Origin of the sequence: Streptomyces sp. CCM_MD2014 (genome assembly GCF_000772045.1) — a bacterium.
GTDB lineage: Bacteria > Actinomycetota > Actinomycetes > Streptomycetales > Streptomycetaceae > Streptomyces > Streptomyces salinarius.
In genome coordinates this window covers 2,775,828-2,794,854 of the sequence record NZ_CP009754.1, presented here as the reverse complement: position 1 = coordinate 2,794,854, position 19,027 = coordinate 2,775,828, and the positions used below count along the sequence as shown (strand labels likewise).

The window sequence follows — 19,027 nt, the reverse complement described above, 5'->3', positions numbered from 1 at the left end:
CACTGCCCACCGAGTTTTCGCGCCCGTCCGGGGTCGTACGGAAGCCTCGCCGGGGTCGTACGGGAGCCCCGCGGGGTCGTACCGGCGCATCGACCGATCGGCTGATGCGCCTTCGAGCGCGTCGGCCGATGTGCCGGGCGCCCGGCTGCCGGGACGCTGGTGCCATGCCCGTCATCGAAGTCACCGACCTGCGCAAGTCCTACGGGGGCCGTCCCGTCGTCGACGGTGTGTCCTTCGCCGTCGAGGAGGGCGAGATCTTCGGCGTCCTCGGCCCCAACGGGGCCGGCAAGACCACCACCGTCGAGTGCGTCGAGGGGCTGCGCGTCCCCGACGCCGGCCGGGTCCGGGTCACCGGGCTCGACCCCGTCGCCGACCACCGGCGGGTCGCCGAGGTCCTCGGCGCCCAGCTCCAGCAGAGCGAACTCCAGGCCAAGCTCACCGTCCGCGAGGCCCTTGAGCTGTACGCCGCCTTCCACCCGCAACCGGCCGACTGGCGCCCGCTCGCCGAGCGGCTCGGCCTCGTCCCGATGCTGAACACCCGCTTCGGCAAGCTCTCCGGCGGTCAGAAGCAGCGCCTGTTCATCGCGCTGGCCCTGGTGGGCGACCCCCGTGTGGTCGTCCTCGACGAGCTGACGACCGGCCTCGACCCGCGCGCCCGCCGGGAGACCTGGGAGCTGATCGAGGACATCCGCGCGGGCGGCGTCACCGTCCTGCTGGTCACGCACTTCATGGAGGAGGCCCAGCGCCTGTGCGACCGGATCGCGGTGATCGACCGGGGCCGGGTGGCCGCCCTCGACACCCCGGCCGGACTGATCCGGCGCTCGGCGGGCGCCACCGTCATCAGCTTCACCCCGTCCGCGCCGCTGGACGAGGCCGACCTGCGGGCGCTGCCCGGACTCGCCTCCGCCGGGTTCAAGGACGGCCGCGTCACCCTGTCCGGCACCGACGAGACGGTCAACGCCGTCATCACCCTGCTCGCCCGCACCCGCGTCACCGCCCACCAGCTCCGGGTCACCGACACCACGCTGGACGACGCCTTCCTCGACCTCACGGAGGCCTCCGCATGAGGGCCGGCACGACCACCGACGTCTTCGACACCGCCGTACTGCGGACCGAACTGCGGCTGTTCCGGCGCGAACCGGGCGCCCTGTTCTGGATGCTGGTCTTCCCGACGCTGCTGCTGGCGATCCTCGGCTCCATCCCGTCCTTCCGCGAGGCCGACGCCTCCTTCGGCGGGCTGCGCCCGGTCGACGCCTACGTGCCGGTGGCCGTGCTGCTCGGCCTGACCGTCGGCGGGCTGCAGGGCATGCCGCAGGTCCTCACCGGCTACCGGGAGCGCGGCATCCTGCGGCGGATGGCCGTCACGCCGGTGCGTCCGGCGGCGCTGCTGTCCGCGCAGATGGTGGTGTGCGGCGCCGCCGCCCTGGTCTCCGCACTGCTCGCGCTCGCCGTCGGCCGGCTCGCCTTCGACGTCGCGCTGCCCGAGCAGCCCTTCGGCTATCTCCTGGCGCTGCTGCTGGCCGTGCTCGCCGCACTGTCCCTGGGCGCCGTGCTCTCCGCACTGTCCCGCACCACCAAGATCGCCGGTGCCGTAGGGTCGGCCGCGCTGTTCCCGGCGATGTTCTGCGCGGGCGTATGGCTGCCGGTGCAGGCCATGCCGGACCTGCTGGGCCGGATCGTGGGCTGGACCCCCTTCGGCGCCGCCGCCCAGGCCCTCAACGAGGCGGCGGCGGGCGACTGGCCGGGCTGGTCCCGCCTGGCGGTGCTGGTGGGCTGGACGGTGCTGCTCACGGCGGCGGCCTCGCGCTGGTTCCGCTGGGAATGAGCGCACCGATGGCCCACACTGGCCCGATGACCGACGTGGGCACCGTCGAGCGCCAGTGGACGGCGTTCCACCAGTGGGGGCCGTACGGTCTGCTCGCCGTCGGCACGGCGGTCGCGGCGGCCGCCTCCGACCTGATCGGCATGACCGCGCACGAGTGGTACCTCGCGGGCACCCTGATCGCGGTCGCGGTCGTCGCGCAAGTGGGGTGGAGCACAACGGCCCGCACCCGGCCCGGACCGGCCCCGGCGAGTGTCTGCCTCTACTTCGTGCGCTGCGCCGTCGCCTTCGTCCTGGCCTGGCTCAACCCGCTCTTCGGCTTCTACGCGTACGCCGGCTATTTCGGGGTGGACCGGCTGCTGCCGCCCCGGCTGCGCAAGCCGGGACTGTTCCTGACGGCGGTGACGATCGCCGGCTCGCAGTCGGGCGGGATGCCGCCGGACGACACCACGGGGTGGATGCTGTTCGGCGCGATCCTCGCGGTCAACGTCATACTCCTCGTGGTGTTCGCCCGCCTCGCCGAGGCGGAGGAGGCCCGCAGCCGGGCCCGGGTCGAGACCATCGCCGAACTCGAGCGCACCAACACCGCCCTGCAGCAGGCCCTCGACGAGAACGCCGCGCTGCACGCCCAGCTCCTCGTCCAGGCCCGGGAGGCGGGCGTCGCCGACGAGCGCCGCAGGCTGGCCGCCGAGATCCACGACACCCTCGCCCAGGGGCTGACCGGCATCATCGCCCAGCTCCAGGTCGTGGCGGCCACCCCGGACCAGGCCCTCGGCCGCGAGCACCTGGACCGGGCGCTCGCCCTGGCCCGGCACAGCCTCGGCGAGGCCCGCCGCTCCGTGCACAACCTCTCACCGGTCGCGCTGGCCGACGACGGGCTGCCGGACGCGCTGAAGAAGACGGTCACGGAGTGGGCCGAACGCACCGGCGTCCAGGCCCGGTTCACCGTCACCGGCACCGCCGAGCAGCTCCACGACGAGGTCGCCGCCACCCTCCTGCGCATCGCCCAGGAGGCCCTGTCCAACACGGCCCGGCACGCCGCCGCCGACCGGGCGGGCGTCACCCTCTCCTACATGGGCGACGAGGTCACCCTCGACATCCGCGACGACGGCCGGGGCTTCGACCCGCTCGCCGCGCGGCAGCGCACCTCCGCGGGAGGCTTCGGCCTGGACGGCATGCGGGCCCGCGCCGAGCGCATCGCCGGTTCCCTCACCGTGGAGGCGGAACCGGGGCACGGCACGGCGGTCTCCGCTCGCGTACCGTTGGTCCGCCATGACCGATGACGCAACGCCCGATGGCGCGCCCGACGACGCAACGACCGGCGGCGCGACGCCCGATGACGCCGTGATCACCCTCCTCGTCGTCGACGACCACCCCGTGGTCCGCGACGGCCTGCGCGGCATGTTCGAGTCCGCGCCCGGCTTCCGCGTCCTCGGTGAGGCGACGAGCGGTGCCGAGGCGCTGGACCGGGCCGCCGCGCTCGACCCCGACGTGATCCTCATGGACCTGCGGATGCCGGGCGGTTCGGGCGTGGACGCCATCCGCGAGCTGACCCGGCGCGGCGCCCGCGCGCGGGTGCTCGTGCTGACCACCTACGACACCGACTCCGACACCCTGCCCGCGATCGAGGCGGGCGCGACCGGCTACCTGCTCAAGGACGCGCCCCGCGACGAGCTGTTCACCGCGGTGCGGGCGGCGGCCGAGGGGCGCACGGTCCTCTCCCCGGCGGTCGCCTCCCGGCTGGTCTCCGCCGTCCGCGCCCCGAAGGCCCCCGGCAGCGAGCCCCTCTCCGCCCGCGAGCGCGAGGTGCTCGCCCTGGTGGCGCGCGGCACCTCCAACAAGGAGATCGCCCGGGAGCTGTTCATCAGCGAGGCGACCGTCAAGACCCACCTCACCCACCTGTACGCCAAACTCGGCGTGAACGACCGCGCGGCGGCCGTCGCGACGGCGTACGAACGGCGCATCCTCGGCTGAACCGGCCGCGCCGCCCCCTCAGGGGGAGGGTCCTCACCCCGCCCGCAGCAGCAGCACCGTCCGCCCCGGCACCGTGATCTCCGCCCCCGCCGGGTGCACGGCGCCCGGTGCCTCGTCCTGCTCCTCCCGGCCGGTGTCGACGACCACCTCGTACCGCTCGGCCCACGGAGCGCCCGGCAGCACGAACCCGGCCGGTTCCCCGCCCGCGTGCAGGACGGCCAGGAAGCTGTCGTCGGTGACCGGGTCGCCGCGCTCGTCGCGGCCCGGGATGTCCCGCCCGGACAGGTACATGCCGAGGGTGGCCGCGGGGGCGTACCAGTCCCGTTCCGTCATCTCCGTGCCGCCCGCGGTGAACCAGGCCAGGTCGCGCAGGCCGTCCGCGGAGTGCGCGCGGCCGGAGAAGAAGGCCCGGCGGCGCAGTACCGGGTGCCGGTGGCGCAGGGCGATCAGCCGGGAGGCCAGTTCGAACAGCGGGCGCCACTCCGGGTCGTCCCGCAGGCTCCAGTCCACCCAGCCGATCTCGTTGTCCTGGCAGTAGGCGTTGTTGCTGCCGCGCTGGGTGCGGCCCATCTCGTCGCCCGCGACCAGCATCGGCACCCCCGTCGACAGCAGCAGCGTGGTCAGCAGGTTGCGGAGCTGGCGGCGGCGCAGCGCCCGCACCGCCGGGTCGTCCGTCTCGCCTTCGGCGCCGCAGTTCCAGGACCGGTTGTCGTCCGTGCCGTCCCGGTTCCCCTCCCCGTTGGCCTCGTTGTGCTTGCGCTCGTACGACACGAGGTCGCGCAGCGTGAAGCCGTCGTGCGCGGTGACGAAGTTGACCGACGCGTACGGGCGCCGCCCGCCCCACGCGTACAGGTCGCTGGAGCCCGACAGGCGGTAGCCCATCTCCCGCACGTCCGGCAGCGCGTGCCGCCAGAAGTCCCGCACCGCGTTGCGGTAGCGGTCGTTCCACTCCGTCCACAGCGGCGGGAAGGCGCCCACCTGGTAGCCGCCCGAGCCCACGTCCCACGGTTCGGCGATCAGCTTCACCCGGCGCAGCACCGGGTCCTGCGCGATCACCGCGAGGAACGGGGAGAGCATGTCGACGTCGTGCATCGAGCGGGCCAGCGCCGCCGCCAGGTCGAAGCGGAAGCCGTCCACGCCCATCTCGGTGACCCAGTACCGCAGGGAGTCGGTGATCAGACGCAGCACGTGCGGCTGGACGACGTGCAGGGTGTTGCCGCAGCCGGTGTAGTCGGCGTACCGGCGGGCGTCCGGCTGGAGGCGGTAGTAGCCGCGGTTGTCGATGCCCTTCAGGGAGAGCGTCGGGCCCAGCTCGCCCGCCTCCGCCGTGTGGTTGTAGACCACGTCGAGGATCACCTCGATGCCGGCCGCGTGCAGCGCGCGCACCATCCGCTTGAACTCGCCGACCTGCTCCCCGGTGGTGCCGGAGGCGGCGTAGGCGGCGTGCGGGGCGAAGTAGCCGACCGAGTTGTAGCCCCAGTAGTTGCGCAGGCCGCGCTCCAGCAGATGGCTCTCGTGTGCGAACTGGTGGACGGGCAGCAGCTCCACCGCCGTCACGCCCAGCCGCGTCAGGTGCGCGATCGCCGCCGGGTGTGCGAGGCCCGCGTAGGTGCCGCGCAGCTCGGGCGGGACGTCCGGGTGGAGCTTGGTGAAACCGCGCACGTGCAGCTCGTAGATGACCGAGTCCGCCCACGGCGTCTTGGGCCGGCGGTCGTCCGACCAGTCGTCGTCGTCATGGACCACGACGCCCTTCGGGACGTACGGCGCCGAGTCCCGGTCGTCGCGGACGGTGTCCGCCACGTGCTGCTCCGGCCAGTCCCGCACATGGCCGTAGACCTCGGGCGGCAGGCCGAATTCGCCGTCCACGGCGCGGGCGTACGGGTCCAGGAGCAGCTTCGCCGGGTTCCAGCGGGCGCCGGTCCACGGGTCCCAGCGGCCGTCCACCCGATAGCCGTAGCGCTGCCCGGGCAGGACGCCCGGCACGAAGCCGTGCCAGATCTCGTGCGTCAGCTCGGTCAGCCGCACCCGCCGCTCGCCGGCACCGGGACCCGGCCCGTCGAACAGGCACAGCTCCACCGCCTCCGCCCCGCCCGCCCACAGCGCGAAGTTGGTCCCCGCCACCTGGTCCGGTCCGGTCCGGAAGCGGGCGCCCAGCGGCACCGGGGCGCCCGGCCGGGCCGGCACGGCGGGCGGCGGGGCGGCACGCCGTGCGCCGTTCACCACGACGGCCGGGCGCCCGTCCGCGGTGCCCCGATGGTCCGCGGTGGCCCGCCCGTCACCGGCGGGCCGCTCCCCGGCCACCGCCTCCTGCTCGGCTGCGCTGGACACCTGTCAGCCTCCCACGGCTCGTGGAACGACGTCCGGCAGGAGGGCGTGCGGCGTCCCGGCCGCTGCTCCCCGTCGCGTCGTCCTCCCCACAGTTCTGCCCACCGGGTGGCTCGCACTCACGTTTCCCCAGGGCGGACCGGTCGTTACGGGTGGATGTGAGGCACGTACACGGGCGCGCACGGCGCGCGGGCGCCGCTCTGGCCGCCCTACTGACATGGGCAGGACTGCTGGCCGGGGCCGCCGGATGCACCTCGGACGGTGACGGCATCGGGTCCGGCATCGGCTCGGGCATCGGCGAGATGTTCGGCAAACAACCCGCCGCCGAGGACGTCATCCGCGTCACCCCGGACGACGGGAGCAAGGCCGTCCCGCCGGAGAGGAAACTGTCGGTGCGGGTGCCCGACGGACGCCTGGAGTCGGTGAAGGTCGTCAGGTCGCAGGACGCGCAGGAGACCCCGGTGCCCGGCCGGATCTCCGAGGACGGCCTGAGCTGGCGGCCCGACGACGACCGGCTCGCCCTCGCCGCCAAGTACACGGTCGACGCCGTCGCCCTGGACGGCGGCGGTCACCGCTCGGCCCGGCACACCACCTTCACGACCAAGGTCCCCGAGGAACGCTTCATCGCCTACGTCGCCCCCGAGAACCGCTCGGTCGTCGGCACCGGCATGATCGTTTCGCTGGAGTTCAACCGCGAGATCACCCACCGCGCCGCCGTCGAACGCGCCGTCACGGTCACCGCGGAGCCCGCCGTCGAGATCCGTCCCCACTGGTTCGGCAAGGACCGCCTCGACTTCCGCCCCAAGGGCTACTGGAAGCCCGGCACCGAGGTCACCGTCGACCTGAGGCTGCGGGACGTCGAGGGCGCGAAGGGGGTCTACGGACTCCAGCACAAGAAGGTTTCCTTCACCGTCGGCCGCAGCCAGGTCTCCCGCGTCGACGCCCTCGAACGGACCATGGAGGTGCGCCGCGACGGCACACTGCTGGCCACCGTGCCGATCACCGCGGGCGCGCCGACGACGCCCACCTACAACGGCCGGATGGTGATCACCGAGATGCTCGAGGTCACCCGCATGAACAGCCGCACGGTCGGCTTCGGCGGCGAGTACGACATCCCCGACGTCCCGCACGCCATCCGCCTGACCAGCTCGGGCACGTTCCTGCACGGCAACTACTGGGCCCCCGCCGACACCTTCGGCCGGGCCAACGTCAGCCACGGCTGCATCGGGCTGCGCGACGACAAGGGCGGTGGTTCCGACACCCCGGCGGGCTGGTTCTTCGACCGCAGCCTCGTCGGCGACGTCGTCGAGGTGGTCCACAGCAAGGACAAGACGGTCGCCCCCGACAACGGGCTGGGCGGCTGGAACATGAAGTGGAAGCAGTGGAAGGCGGGCAGCGCGGTGAAGTGACGCGGCCGCCCCTCTCGTCCCCCGGCCGCCAACTCGGTACGGAACGGTGACAATTCACCTGTCCCGCAACCCTTTGGCCTGCGGTTACGATGCGCCAGTGCGCGCGCGAGCGCACTGGGGCGGGGGCCGGACCAGGCCCGGCGAGGGGAGACGAAGTGAAGGTGCGTCCGATAGCGGGGGCGGCGATCGGGCTGCTGATGCTGACCGTCACCGCATGCGGTGGGAGCGGCTCGGGGGCCGGGGACGGCGGGGGAGAGAAGGCCAAGGACGCCACCGCCGCACAGAGCAAGCAGTCCGAGGCCGTCGTCACCATCGCGCCGAAGAACGGCGCCGAGGCGGTCGACACCAGCGGCGCCCTGAAGGTCGGCGCGTCGAAGGGCAGGCTCACCGAGGTCGTCGTCAAGGACGGCAAGGGCGCGAAGGTCGACGGGAAGATATCCGGGGACGGCGCCACCTGGACGCCGTCCACCCACCTGGCCGCCTCCACGACGTACACCGTGCACGCGGTCGCCAAGGACTCCGAGGGCCGCACGGCCGCCGAGGACTCCCGCTTCACCACCCTGACGCCGAAGAACACCTTCATCGGCACCTTCACGCCGGAGGACGGCTCGAAGGTCGGCGTCGGCATGCCGTTCTCGATCCGCTTCACCCGGGGCATCACCAACCCGGAGGACGTCGAGAAGGCCATCACCGTCAAGACCGAGCCGGCCGTCGAGGTCGAGGGCCACTGGTTCGGCAACGACCGCCTCGACTTCCGCCCCGAGAAGTACTGGAAGGCCGGCACCAAGGTCACCGTCGACCTCAACCTCGACGGCGTCGAGGGCCGCGACGACGTCTACGGCAAGCAGGCCAAGACGGTCTCCTTCACCGTGGGCCGCAGCCAGGTCTCCGTCGTGGACGCCAAGAAGCACACGATGAAGGTCGTGCGGGACGGCAAGACCGTCAAGACCATCCCCGTCACCACCGGCGCCCCCGGCTACGAGACCTGGAACGGCCAGATGGTCATCACCGAACGGCTCGCGGTGACCCGCATGAACGGCGACACCGTCGGCTACGGCGGCGAGTACGACATCAAGGACGTCCCGCACGCGATGCGGCTGTCCACCTCCGGCACCTTCATCCACGGCAACTACTGGGGCGGCGACGCCTTCGGCAACCGCAACACCAGCCACGGCTGCATCGGCCTGCGCGACGTGCGCGGCGGCTGGGACAAGGACGCTCCGGCCCGCTGGTTCTTCGAGAACTCGCTCATCGGCGACGTGGTCGTGGTCAAGAACTCCGAGGACGCCACCATCGCCCCGGACAACGGCCTCAACGGCTGGAACATGTCCTGGGAGAAGTGGAAGGCGTAACAACGCGCCCAAAGCCCGGCGGCACCCGCAACCCCACCGCACGTGAACGCCCGCTAACCTGCGGAGCATGACCGTACATCTCGAAGTCGCGGACGGCGTCGGCACGCTGCGCCTGGACCGCCCGCCCATGAACGCACTGGACGTCGCCACCCAGGACCGGCTGAAGGAGCTGGCCGAGGAGGTCACCCGGCGCGACGACGTACGCGCCGTGGTGATCCACGGCGGCGAGAAGGTGTTCGCGGCGGGCGCGGACATCAAGGAGATGCAGGTGATGGACCACGCGGCGATGATCGCGCGGTCCCGTGCCCTGCAGGACTCCTTCACCGCGGTGGCCCGCATCCCCAAGCCGGTGGTCGCCGCGGTGACCGGGTACGCCCTGGGCGGCGGCTGCGAGCTCGCACTCTGCGCCGACTTCCGCATCGCCGGCGAGAACGCCAAGCTGGGCCAGCCGGAGATCCTGCTCGGCCTGATCCCGGGCGCGGGCGGCACCCAGCGGCTGTCCCGGCTGATCGGCCCCTCCAAGGCCAAGGACCTGATCTTCACCGGCCGTCAGGTGAGGGCCGACGAGGCGCTGGCGCTCGGCCTGGTGGACCGGGTGGTCCCGGCCGCCGAGGTCTACGAGCAGGCGCACGCCTGGGCCGCACGGCTCGCGAAGGGTCCCGCCATCGCCCTGCGCGCGGCGAAGGAGGCGATCGACACGGGACTGGAGACGGACATCGAGACCGGCCTCGCCGTGGAGCGCAACTGGTTCGCGGGCCTGTTCGCCACGGAGGACCGCGAGCGCGGGATGCGCAGCTTCGTCGAAGAGGGTCCCGGCAAGGCGAAGTTCCTCTGACGACGGCGCGGGGGAGGCGTCCGTCTTCCGGGAAGTCGCGCCGCACCTCTTGCAGTTGACGCGATGTCTGATCCGGGTCCCTCGATGGGGCGGTTTATGGCAGCCTTAACGCACCATTAAGCGCGCCTTGTCGAGGGAGTCCGTCGCTTGTCTCCGGCCGAGCCGTTCCCGCAGGTCAATGGGCCTGTTTCGGGCCACGAACTGCCTGTGGCATATGCCGATCGACCGTCACCCCGCCCGGTCCCCGCAGGGGCCTATTCCCCGGGAACGGCCCCGGAGCCCCCCGAAGGCGGCCATGATGGGGGAATGGCGGGGCTGGATGGTACGGAACAGCCGCGGGGAGCCGGACGTGCGACCGCGGCGCGCTGGTCGCCGGCGGTCGAGGACGAGCGCGCGCTCAAGGCGCTGGAACTGTTCGGCAACCCGACGGAGCGTGAAGTTCCGTTACCCTCCCGCCCCGAGTCCGCCGCCACCGCCCGCCGGCTGGCCCAGGTCGTCGCCCTGCGCCAGTGGAAGCTCGGCCCCAAGGTCACGGAGGACGCCGTCCTGCTCGTCTCCGAGCTGGTCGGCAACGCCGTACGGCACACCGGTGCCCGCGTCTTCGGCCTCCAGATGCGCCGCCGCCCCGGCTGGATCCGGGTCGAGGTCCGCGACCCCTCCCGGGGGTTGCCCTGCCTGATGCCGGTGCAGGAGACGGACATCAGCGGACGCGGCCTCTTCCTCGTCGACAAGCTGTCCGACCGGTGGGGCGTGGACCTGCTGCCGCGCGGGAAGACCACGTGGTTCGAGATGCGGGTCGTGGACCGCTGAGAGCCCATCTGCCGCGGAAGGCAAGTCCGTTCACCGGACACGCCACCTACGGGTGAGAATCCGGAACGCGTCGCTCCGCAGCCGGGATCGTATCCGCATGATCACCACTCGCCTGCGCCGACGGACCGCCGCCGCCGTCCTGTCGCTCTCCGCGGTCCTCGCCACCACCGCCGCCACCGCCCCCGCAGCCGCCCCGGCTCCGTCGGGCGCCGTTGCCAAGGCCGCCCCGGCCTGCCCCCAGTTCGAGGACAAGACCAAGGCCGCCGCCGACCGGGGCGTCGACGTCGACCGCATCACCCCGGAGCCGGTCTGGCGCACCACCTGCGGCACCCTCTACCGCAGCGACAGCCGCGGCCCCCAGGTCGTCTTCGAAGAGGGCTTCCACGCCAAGGACGTCGAGAACGGCCAGTACGACGTCGAGAAGTACGTCCTGGTCAACCAGCCCTCGCCGTTCGTCTCGACGACCTACGACCACGACCTCTACAAGACCTGGTACAAGTCCGGCTACAACTACTACATCGACGCCCCCGGCGGCATCGACGTCAACAAGACCATCGGCGACACCCACAAGTGGGCCGACCAGGTCGAGGTCGCCTTCCCCGGCGGCATCCAGCGGAAGTACATCATCGGCGTCTGTCCGGTGGACCGGCAGACCAAGACCGAGATCATGAGCGAGTGCGAGAGCAACCCGCACTACCAGCCCTGGCACTGACGCCGACCGCCCCGCCTCAGGGGCGCAGGAACAGCGCCTCCGACCCCACGGGCCGGTAACCCGCCGCCTGGAACGCCCGCAGACTGCGGGCGTTCCCCGCCGAAACCTGCGCCCACACGACCTCACCCCCGGTCAGCCGCCGCGCCGCCGTCACCAGCCGCCGCCCCAGCCCCCGGTGCCGGGCGCCCTCCGCCACCTCCACGGCGACCTCCAGGCGCCCGCCGACCCCGCGGCCCAGCACCAGCACCCCGCCGTCCGCCGCCCACACCCGTACCTCGTCGCGCCGCCGCCGGGCCGCGACCACGCGGGGATGCCCGGGATCGGCCACCTCCTCCAGGGCCACCTCGGGGCGCCCGGTCAGCGGCGCCCCGGTCAGCAGCACGTCGATCGTGTCCGTCGTCCGCCCGGTGCGCTCCGCGAAGGCCGTCAGGAACCGGGAGTTCATGGTCGCGGCCAGCGGGTCGCAGTCCAGCGACGCCAGCGTCCTGCGCACCCACCCCTCCTCCGCGTCGTCGGTGAAGACGACCGAGTGGGCCGTGAAGGCGACGACCCCCGCGTCCCGTGGGCCGTGCTGCGGCACGACGCTCGTCCCGCCGTCCGCCGCCGGGAACACGCCCCGCGCCGCCGCGTCCAGAATGTCCCGCAGGCTCTCCGCCACACCGCGCTCCTTGAGTCTCCCCCCACTGGCTAGCACAGACTCCCAGACCTGACCCAGGACGGCACCGGCCTCATGACCATCGGCGCACCACGCCTCACCGCGGTGACCGACGTCCGGCTCGCCCGCTGCCGGAAGTCGTCGGCGATCGTGAACGGCGCGCAGCCGCCGTCGGCCCACGAGGAACGGTTCGGGTGGGTGGTCGCCGAGCTGGGCGCTCGGGCGGCCGGTTAATCTGACCTGCGTCAGATGGACCCATGCACGAAACGAGGGGCGGACCGGTGGCCGACATCGAGGAAGCACGCAAGCAGTTCGAGCGGATCGACACGGACGGTGACGGCCTCATCACCGCGGCCGAGTTCAAGACCGCGCTCGCCCAGGGCGGCGACTGGAACGTCACCGAGTCGGTGGCCGAGGTGATCATCGCCAGCCGTGACCTCGACGGTGACAAGAAGCTGTCGTTCGACGAGTTCTGGGCCCACCTGAACAAGTAGCGACGACGTGCCGGGAGGGGCGCCCGCCGGGTCACCCGGACGGGCGCCCCTCCCGGAATACGGCAAACCGGCCGGAGGTTGGTGCGGGTCATGGGCGCGAGCCGACGGGCTCCGCACGACACGACCTCCGAAGGGCCAGGCGAGTCAGCATCATGAAGATCGGCATCATCGGCGCGGGGAACATCGGCGGCAACCTCACCAGGCGGCTCACCGCCCTCGGACACCACGTCTCCGTCGCCAATTCGCGCGGACCCCACACGCTCACGGCACTGGCCGAGGAGACCGGGGCCACCCCGGTACCGGTGGAGGAGGCGGCGCGCGGCGCCGAGATCGTGGTCGTCACGATCCCGCTGAAGCGCATCCCGGACCTGCCGTCCGGCGTCCTGGACGGGGCGGCCGACGGCGTCGCGGTCATCGACACCGGCAACTACTACCCCCAGCAGCGGGACGGCAGGATCGCCGCCATCGAGGACGACGGGCTCACCGAGAGCCGCTGGACCGAGCGCCACCTCGGCCACCCGGTGGTCAAGGCCTTCAACGGCACCTACGCCCAGGACATCCTCGACCGCCCCCGTCCGGCCGGCGCACCCGACCGCATGGCGCTCCCGGTGGCCGGCGACGACGAGGCGGCCAAGGCGAAGGTCCGTGCCCTGATCGACGAGCTGGGCTTCGACACCGTCGACGCCGGCGGCATCGACGACTCCTGGCGCCAGCAGCCGGACACCCCGGTCTACGGCCTGCGCGAGGGCATCGACGGCGTCACCAAGGCGCTGGCGGAGGCCTCCCCGGAGCGACCCGCGGGCTTCCGGGGCTGAGGCCCGCCCTCAGGCGCTCTCGGCCCACTCCCTGAGCGCGGCCTTGCTCGCGAAGTCCGCCACGTTGGTGTCGACCGGGTCGTCCGTGTACTGGTGGAAGCGCCACTTCGCCTGGATGCGCGGCTTGCCCGCCGAGACGTAGTCGGCGATCCAGAGACCGTCACCGGCATACGAGGTGGTGTCGATGTTGAGCCAGAAATGCCGGTTGGCATAGAGGACGACCCGGTTGTCCGGCCGCAGCGCCTTCACCTTCCTGATGAAGCTGTCCTTCTCCGCGTTGCTCGGGTGCGTGCCCTCGCCGTTGGTCTCCCAGTCGACGGCGAGGATGTCGCCCTTGCGGTCCGGGGCCTTGGAGACGAAGTACTCGGCCTGGGCGCTGAGGTTGCCCGGCCACAGGAAGTGGTAGAAGCCGACGACGAGTCCGGCGTCACGGGCCCGCTTCGTCTGGGCCGAGAGCTTGGGGTTGACGTACGAACGGCCCTCCGTCGCCTTCACGAAGACGAAGGAGAGGCCGTCGGTGTCGTAGCTGGAGGACTGGTAGGCGCTGACATCGATGCCACGCAGCATGGGGCCTCCCTGAGGAGCTGTGGGGGGACGGGAGTTGGTTATTCCCCACGATGACACGGGCGATCCCCGTCGGTGGCGGAAACGTCGACTTCCCTTCGCCCGGGCGCCATTGACGCGCGTAGCGCGGGTGCCGCACGCTGGGCTCCGGTTCAGGACGACGACTCGACGGTCGGGAGGCCGGGATGTTCAGACGCGTGTCACGCCTGCTTCTCTCATTTGTCATGCTCATGGCTGGAATGGCGGTCGGGGTGGGTGCCACCGCCACCGCCGCGCACGCCGACTCCTGCTACACCTGGAACCGCACCCTCTCCCAGGGCTCCTCCGGCGGCGACGTGACGCAGCTGCAGATCCGCGTCGCCGGCTGGGTCACCTCCGGCGAACGGCTCGCCTACGACGGCCAGTACGGCGCCCGCACCGCCGCCGCCGTCAAGAAGTTCCAGGCCGCCTACGGGCTGGCCGCGGACGGCGTCGCGGGCCCCGCGACCTTCAGCAAGATCTACGCCCTCCAGGACGCCGACTGCACCCCGGTCCACTTCACCTACGCGGAACTCAACAAGTGCAACTCCGACTGGTCCGGCGGCGCGGTCTCCGCGGCCACCGCCAAGTCGAACGCCCTGAAGACCATGTGGAAGCTGGAGGCGATGCGGCACGCCCTCGGCGACGTGCCGATCACCATCTCCAGCGGCTTCCGCTCCCGCGCCTGCAACAACGCCGTCGGCGGCTCGTCCACCAGCCGCCACCTCTACGGCGACGCCGCCGACCTCACCGGCTCGCCCAGCTTCTGCCGGCTCGCCCAGCAGGCCAGGACCCACGGCTTCTCGGAGATCCTCGGCCCGGGCTACCCCGGCCACAACGACCACACCCACGTGGCCTTCGACCCGTCGCCGTACTGGTCGGCCCCGAACTGCGGGATCTGAGCCACCGGCGACCGTACGCCGGGCGTGCGGGCGCCCGGCGTACGGCGGTGGTGAACGCCGGACGGATCAGGGGGCGGAGGAGGCGACCGTGTCCGCCCGGGGGCTCTCCTCGGCGGCGTCGGGCTCGCCCTCGTCCAGGGAGACGTCCTTGGTCTCCTTGCCGAGCAGCAGGGCGGTCAGCGTCAGCAGGGCCATCGCCGACAGATAGACGCCGACCAGCCACGGCGAGCCGTCGCCGGCCTCCCACAGGGCCACCGCGATGAACGGGGCGACGGCCGCGCCGAGGATCGAACTGACGTTGTACGAGATGCCGGAGCCGGTGTAGCGCACGCTCGTCGGGAACAGCTCCGGCAGCAGCGCGCCCATCGGGCCGAAGGTCATGCCCATCAGCGTGAAACCGAGCACCAGCCACAGCACCACGCCGAGCGTGCCCAGGCCGATCAGCGGCACCCAGACCAGACCGAAGACCACGATCGCGGCGGTGATCCAGACCAGCGTGGCACGGCGCCCGTACCGGTCGGCGAGCGGACCGGAGACCAGGGTGAACACGGCGAAGAACAGCACGCCGAAGATCATCATCAGGACGAACGTGGTGTAGCCGTACCCCAGTCCCGGCACGTCGGCGTCCTTCGCCGCACGCCCGTAGCTCAGCGAGAACGTGGTCATCAGGTAGAAGAGCACGTACGTCGCCAGCATGATGAAGGTGCCGAGGACCAGCTCCTTCCAGTGGCCCCGGACGACCGTGGCCAGCGGCAGTTTCCGCACCTTGCCGGCCTGCCGGGTCTTGGCGAACACCGTCGACTCCACGAGCCGCGAGCGCACCCACAGGCCGATCGCGACCATCACGGCGGAGAACAGGAACGGGATGCGCCAGCCCCAGCTCGTGAAGGCATCGGACGGCTGCGTGGGGTCCGCGCCGCCTGCGGACGGCAGCAGGGCCCCGATGATCAGGAACAGGCCGTTGCCGATGATGAAGCCGAGCGGTGCGCCGAGCTGCGGGAAGGTGCCGTACAGGGCGCGCTTGCCCCGGGGCGCGTTCTCGGTCGCGACCAGCGCGGCCCCGCTCCACTCGCCGCCGAGCGCGAAGCCCTGCGCGAGCCGCATCAGCACCAGCAGCGCGGTGGCGACCCAGCCGGCCTGCGCGTAGGTGGGCAGCACGCCGATGAGAAAGGTGGCGATGCCCATGGTGAGCAGCGAGACGACCAGCGTCTTCTTGCGGCCGAGCCGGTCACCGAGGTGCCCGAAGAAGACGGCGCCGATCGGCCGGGCGACCATCGCGGCGCCGAAGACCGCGAACGACGACAGCAGTGCCGTGGTGGGGTCGCTGCTCGGGAAGAAGAGCTTCGGGAAGACGAGGACGGCGGCGGTCGCGTAGATGTAGAAGTCGTAGAACTCGATCGTCGTGCCCATGAGGCTGGCGACGAGGACCCGTGACCGGGGGTTGACGGGTGTCTGGGATGCTGGGCCGGAGGCCGGTGCGGGCATGGCTCGGTCTTTCACGTGCGAAACATGGGCCCTGCAACGATCTCAGGCGTCTTGTTTTTCGGAAAGCGGATGTCACGATGTGAGACGCCCGCTTCCTGCTCCCTCCCCGTCGCGTCGGCCGGTCAGCACTCGATGATGTTCACCGCCAGCCCGCCCCGGGCCGTCTCCTTGTACTTGACCGACATGTCGGCGCCGGTCTCCTTCATCGTCTTGATGACCTTGTCGAGGGAGACCTTGTGGGAGCCGTCGCCGCGCATCGCCATGCGGGCCGCCGTGACGGCCTTGACCGCGGCCATGCCGTTGCGCTCGATGCAGGGAATCTGGACGAGGCCGCCGACCGGGTCGCAGGTGAGGCCGAGGTTGTGCTCCATGCCGATCTCGGCGGCGTTCTCCACCTGCTCCGGGGAGCCGCCGAGCACCTCGGCGAGGGCGCCGGCCGCCATGGAGCATGCGGAGCCGACCTCGCCCTGGCAGCCGACCTCGGCGCCCGAGATGGAGGCGTTCTCCTTGAAGAGCATGCCGATGGCGCCGGCCGCGAGGAGGAAGCGGACCACGCCGTCCTCGTCGGCGCCGGGGACGAAGTTCACGTAGTAGTGCAGGACCGCCGGGATGATGCCGGCCGCGCCGTTGGTGGGGGCGGTGACGACCCGGCCGCCGGCCGCGTTCTCCTCGTTCACGGCCATCGCGTAGAGCGTGATCCACTCCATGGCCAGGGCCTGCGGGTCGCCCTCGGAGCGGAGCTTGCGCGCGGTGTTGGCGGCGCGGCGGCGGACCTTGAGGCCGCCCGGCAGGATGCCTTCGCGGGTCATGCCGCGCTCCACGCACGCCCGCATCACACGCCAGATCTCCAGCAGGCCCTCGCGGATCTCGCCCTCGTCGCGCCAGGCCCGCTCGTTCTCCAGCATCAGGGCGGAGATGGACAGGCCCGTCTCGCGGGCCAGGCGCAGCAGCTCGTCGCCGGTGCGGAAGGGGTACTTCAGGACGGTGTCGTCCAGGACTATGCGGTCCGCGCCCACCGCGTCCTCGTCGACGACGAAGCCGCCGCCGACCGAGTAGTAGGTCTTGGTCAGCACCTCGGCGCCCTCGGCGTCGTACGCCCACAGCGTCATGCCGTTGGCGTGGTAGGGGAGGGCCTTGCGGCGGTGCAGGATCATGTCGTCGTCGTAGGAGAAGGCGATCTCGTGCTCGCCCAGGAGACGGATGCGGCCCGAGGACCGGATCGCCTCGACGCGGGTGTCGGCCGTCTCCACGTCCACCGTGCGCGGCGAGTCGCCCTCCAGGCCGAGCAGCACCGCCTTGGGGGTGCCGTGGCCGTGGCCGGTGGCGCCGAGGGAGCCGTACAGCTCGGCGCGGACCGAGGCGACGGAGTCCAGCAGCTTCTCGTTGCGCAGGCGGCGGGCGAACATGCGGGCCGCGCGCATCGGGCCGACCGTGTGCGAGCTCGACGGACCGATGCCGATCGAGAACAGGTCGAAGACCGAGATGGCCACGGAGGACTCCTCAGAACGGGGGTGGTGCAGAGGGGAAGGTGCTTCGGGCGGGGCGCCGGCTCCGCTTGTGACGGGCGCGGCGCCCCACCTCGGGAGCGGTGTCTACTTGTTCAGACCCGGGTACAGCGGGTGCTTGTCGGCCAGGGCCTTCACCCGGGCCTTGAGCGCCTCGGCGTCGTACGACGGCTTCAGCGCCTCGGCGATCACGTCCGCGACCTCGGCGAAGTCCTCGGCGGTGAAGCCGCGGGTCGCCAGGGCCGGCGTACCGATGCGCAGACCGGAGGTCACCATCGGCGGACGCGGGTCGTTGGGGACGGCGTTGCGGTTGACCGTGATGCCGACCTCGTGGAGACGGTCCTCGGCCTGCTGGCCGTCCAGCTCGGAGTCACGCAGGTCCACCAGGACCAGGTGGACGTCCGTGCCGCCGGTCAGGACGGAGACGCCCGCCGCCTTGGCGTCGTCCCGCACCAGGCGCTCGGCCAGGATGCGGGCACCCTCCAGCGTACGGGTCTGGCGCTCCTTGAAGTCCTCGCTCGCGGCGACCTTGAAGGCGACGGCCTTGGCGGCCACCACGTGCTCCAGCGGCCCACCCTGCTGACCGGGGAAGACGGCGGAGTTGATCTTCTTGGCCAGCTCGGCCGTGGAGAGGATCACACCGCCGCGGGGGCCGCCCAGCGTCTTGTGCGTGGTCGTGGTGACGACGTGGGCGTGCGGCACCGGGTTCGGGTGCAGGCCCGCCGCGACCAGACCGGCGAAGTGCGCCATGTCGACCATCAGGTACGCGCCGACCTCGTCCGCGACCTTGCGGAAGGCGGCGAAGTCCAGCTGACGCGGGTAGGCCGACCAGCCGGCCACGATCAGCTTCGGCCTGGTCTCCTTGGCGAGGCGCTCCACCTCGGCCATGTCGACCTGGCCGTCGTCGCCGACGTGGTAGGGGACGACGTTGTAGAGCTTGCCGGAGAAATTGATCTTCATGCCGTGGGTCAGGTGCCCGCCGTGGGCGAGGTTGAGACCCATGATCGTGTCGCCGGGCTTGAGCAGCGCGAACATCGCGGCGGCGTTGGCCTGGGCGCCCGAGTGCGGCTGCACGTTGGCGTGCTCGGCGCCGAAGAGCGCCTTGACCCGGTCGATGGCGATCTGCTCGACCACGTCGACGTGCTCGCAGCCGCCGTAGTAGCGGCGGCCCGGGTAGCCCTCGGCGTACTTGTTGGTGAGGACCGAGCCCTGGGCCTCCATGACCGCGAGGGGGGCGAAGTTCTCCGAGGCGATCATCTCGAGGGTGGACTGCTGGCGGTCCAGCTCGGCGTCGACGGCGGCGGCGACGTCCGGGTCCAGCTCGTGCAGGGGTGTGTTCAGAAGCGACAT

Annotated in this window: 19 protein-coding genes; 13 read left to right on the top strand and 6 right to left on the bottom strand. The window is 71.8% G+C overall.

Going from position 1 to position 19,027, the window contains the following annotated elements; genetic code table 11:
* The first annotated feature begins 164 nt into the window (after nt 1–164).
* From NI25_RS12040 to NI25_RS12025, 4 genes are read left to right on the top strand one after another with little or no spacing between them, the layout of a single operon-like run.
* Nucleotides 165–1,067 carry an ABC transporter ATP-binding protein gene (locus NI25_RS12040; RefSeq protein ID WP_061442452.1) on the top strand — a complete coding sequence of 301 codons (903 nt, stop codon included), beginning with the start codon at nt 165–167 and terminating at the stop codon, nt 1,065–1,067.
* Entirely contained in the window at nt 1,064–1,825 is a 762-nt protein-coding gene (locus tag NI25_RS12035) for an ABC transporter permease (RefSeq protein ID WP_061442451.1), read from the top strand. Before NI25_RS12040 ends, NI25_RS12035 begins: the two co-directional genes overlap by 4 nt.
* 26 nt (nt 1,826–1,851) lie before the next feature.
* Nucleotides 1,852–3,105 carry a sensor histidine kinase gene (locus NI25_RS12030; protein ID WP_228955447.1) on the top strand — a complete coding sequence of 418 codons (1,254 nt, stop codon included), beginning with the start codon at nt 1,852–1,854 and terminating at the stop codon, nt 3,103–3,105.
* Entirely contained in the window at nt 3,095–3,796 is a 702-nt protein-coding gene (locus NI25_RS12025; RefSeq protein WP_324610071.1) for a response regulator transcription factor, read from the top strand. Before NI25_RS12030 ends, NI25_RS12025 begins: the two co-directional genes overlap by 11 nt.
* 33 nt (nt 3,797–3,829) lie before the next feature.
* Here NI25_RS12025 and glgX read toward each other — a convergent pair whose 3' ends face one another.
* On the bottom strand, nt 3,830–6,124 hold the full coding sequence (glgX, locus tag NI25_RS12020; protein WP_061442448.1) for a glycogen debranching protein GlgX: 2,295 nt from the start codon (nt 6,122–6,124) through the stop codon (nt 3,830–3,832).
* A 155-nt stretch (nt 6,125–6,279) separates the two neighbouring features.
* Here glgX and NI25_RS12015 point away from each other — a divergent pair, with 155 nt between their 5' ends.
* From NI25_RS12015 to NI25_RS11995, 5 genes are all read left to right on the top strand, one after another.
* Nucleotides 6,280–7,530, top strand: coding sequence for a L,D-transpeptidase (locus NI25_RS12015; RefSeq protein ID WP_061442447.1), 1,251 nt, complete (start codon nt 6,280–6,282; stop codon nt 7,528–7,530).
* A gap of 155 nt (nt 7,531–7,685) precedes the next feature.
* A complete protein-coding gene (locus NI25_RS12010) occupies nt 7,686–8,882 on the top strand; it encodes a L,D-transpeptidase (protein ID WP_061442446.1) in 1,197 nt (398 codons plus the stop codon).
* A gap of 67 nt (nt 8,883–8,949) precedes the next feature.
* On the top strand, nt 8,950–9,717 hold the full coding sequence (locus NI25_RS12005; protein ID WP_061442445.1) for an enoyl-CoA hydratase/isomerase family protein: 768 nt from the start codon (nt 8,950–8,952) through the stop codon (nt 9,715–9,717).
* 306 nt (nt 9,718–10,023) lie between these two features.
* Nucleotides 10,024–10,527 (top strand): ATP-binding protein, encoded by a 504-nt coding sequence (locus NI25_RS12000; protein ID WP_061442444.1) that lies wholly within the window; start codon nt 10,024–10,026, stop codon nt 10,525–10,527.
* Nucleotides 10,528–10,624: 97 nt separating this feature from the next.
* A complete protein-coding gene (locus NI25_RS11995) occupies nt 10,625–11,239 on the top strand; it encodes an ADP-ribosyltransferase (RefSeq protein ID WP_061442443.1) in 615 nt (204 codons plus the stop codon).
* Between the two features lie 16 nt (nt 11,240–11,255).
* Here the strand turns inward: NI25_RS11995 and NI25_RS11990 are convergent, their stop codons facing one another.
* Nucleotides 11,256–11,897 (bottom strand): GNAT family N-acetyltransferase, encoded by a 642-nt coding sequence (locus tag NI25_RS11990; protein ID WP_061442442.1) that lies wholly within the window; start codon nt 11,895–11,897, stop codon nt 11,256–11,258.
* A gap of 72 nt (nt 11,898–11,969) precedes the next feature.
* On the opposite strand from NI25_RS11990, the gene NI25_RS38475 reads away from it, so the two are divergent.
* Genes NI25_RS38475 through NI25_RS11980 form a run of 3 tightly spaced genes read left to right on the top strand, consistent with a single transcriptional unit; the run spans nt 11,970 to nt 13,203 of the window.
* The gene (locus NI25_RS38475) at nt 11,970–12,128 is read left to right on the top strand and encodes a hypothetical protein (protein ID WP_228955451.1); all 159 of its coding nucleotides are present in this window, start codon (nt 11,970–11,972) and stop codon (nt 12,126–12,128) included.
* A 47-nt stretch (nt 12,129–12,175) separates the two neighbouring features.
* Nucleotides 12,176–12,388 carry an EF-hand domain-containing protein gene (locus tag NI25_RS11985; RefSeq protein ID WP_061442441.1) on the top strand — a complete coding sequence of 71 codons (213 nt, stop codon included), beginning with the start codon at nt 12,176–12,178 and terminating at the stop codon, nt 12,386–12,388.
* The gene (locus NI25_RS11980; RefSeq protein ID WP_267485594.1) at nt 12,367–13,203 is read left to right on the top strand and encodes an NADPH-dependent F420 reductase; all 837 of its coding nucleotides are present in this window, start codon (nt 12,367–12,369) and stop codon (nt 13,201–13,203) included. Before NI25_RS11985 ends, NI25_RS11980 begins: the two co-directional genes overlap by 22 nt.
* Nucleotides 13,204–13,212: 9 nt before the next feature.
* Here the strand turns inward: NI25_RS11980 and NI25_RS11975 are convergent, their stop codons facing one another.
* Nucleotides 13,213–13,770, bottom strand: a complete 558-nt coding sequence (locus NI25_RS11975; RefSeq protein WP_061442439.1) for a glycoside hydrolase family 25 protein — start codon at nt 13,768–13,770, stop codon at nt 13,213–13,215.
* 182 nt (nt 13,771–13,952) lie between these two features.
* Between NI25_RS11975 and NI25_RS11970 the strand changes: the two genes are divergently transcribed.
* Nucleotides 13,953–14,687: a D-Ala-D-Ala carboxypeptidase family metallohydrolase gene (locus NI25_RS11970; protein WP_061442438.1), complete on the top strand. Its 735-nt coding sequence runs from the start codon at nt 13,953–13,955 to the stop codon at nt 14,685–14,687.
* A gap of 66 nt (nt 14,688–14,753) precedes the next feature.
* Here the strand turns inward: NI25_RS11970 and NI25_RS11965 are convergent, their stop codons facing one another.
* From NI25_RS11965 to glyA, 3 genes are all read right to left on the bottom strand, one after another.
* Entirely contained in the window at nt 14,754–16,172 is a 1,419-nt protein-coding gene (locus NI25_RS11965; protein ID WP_061442437.1) for an MFS transporter, read from the bottom strand.
* 122 nt (nt 16,173–16,294) lie between these two features.
* Nucleotides 16,295–17,662, bottom strand: coding sequence for an L-serine ammonia-lyase (locus NI25_RS11960; protein ID WP_061442436.1), 1,368 nt, complete (start codon nt 17,660–17,662; stop codon nt 16,295–16,297).
* 102 nt (nt 17,663–17,764) lie between these two features.
* Nucleotides 17,765–19,027 carry a serine hydroxymethyltransferase gene (gene glyA / locus NI25_RS11955; RefSeq protein WP_061442435.1) on the bottom strand — a complete coding sequence of 421 codons (1,263 nt, stop codon included), beginning with the start codon at nt 19,025–19,027 and terminating at the stop codon, nt 17,765–17,767.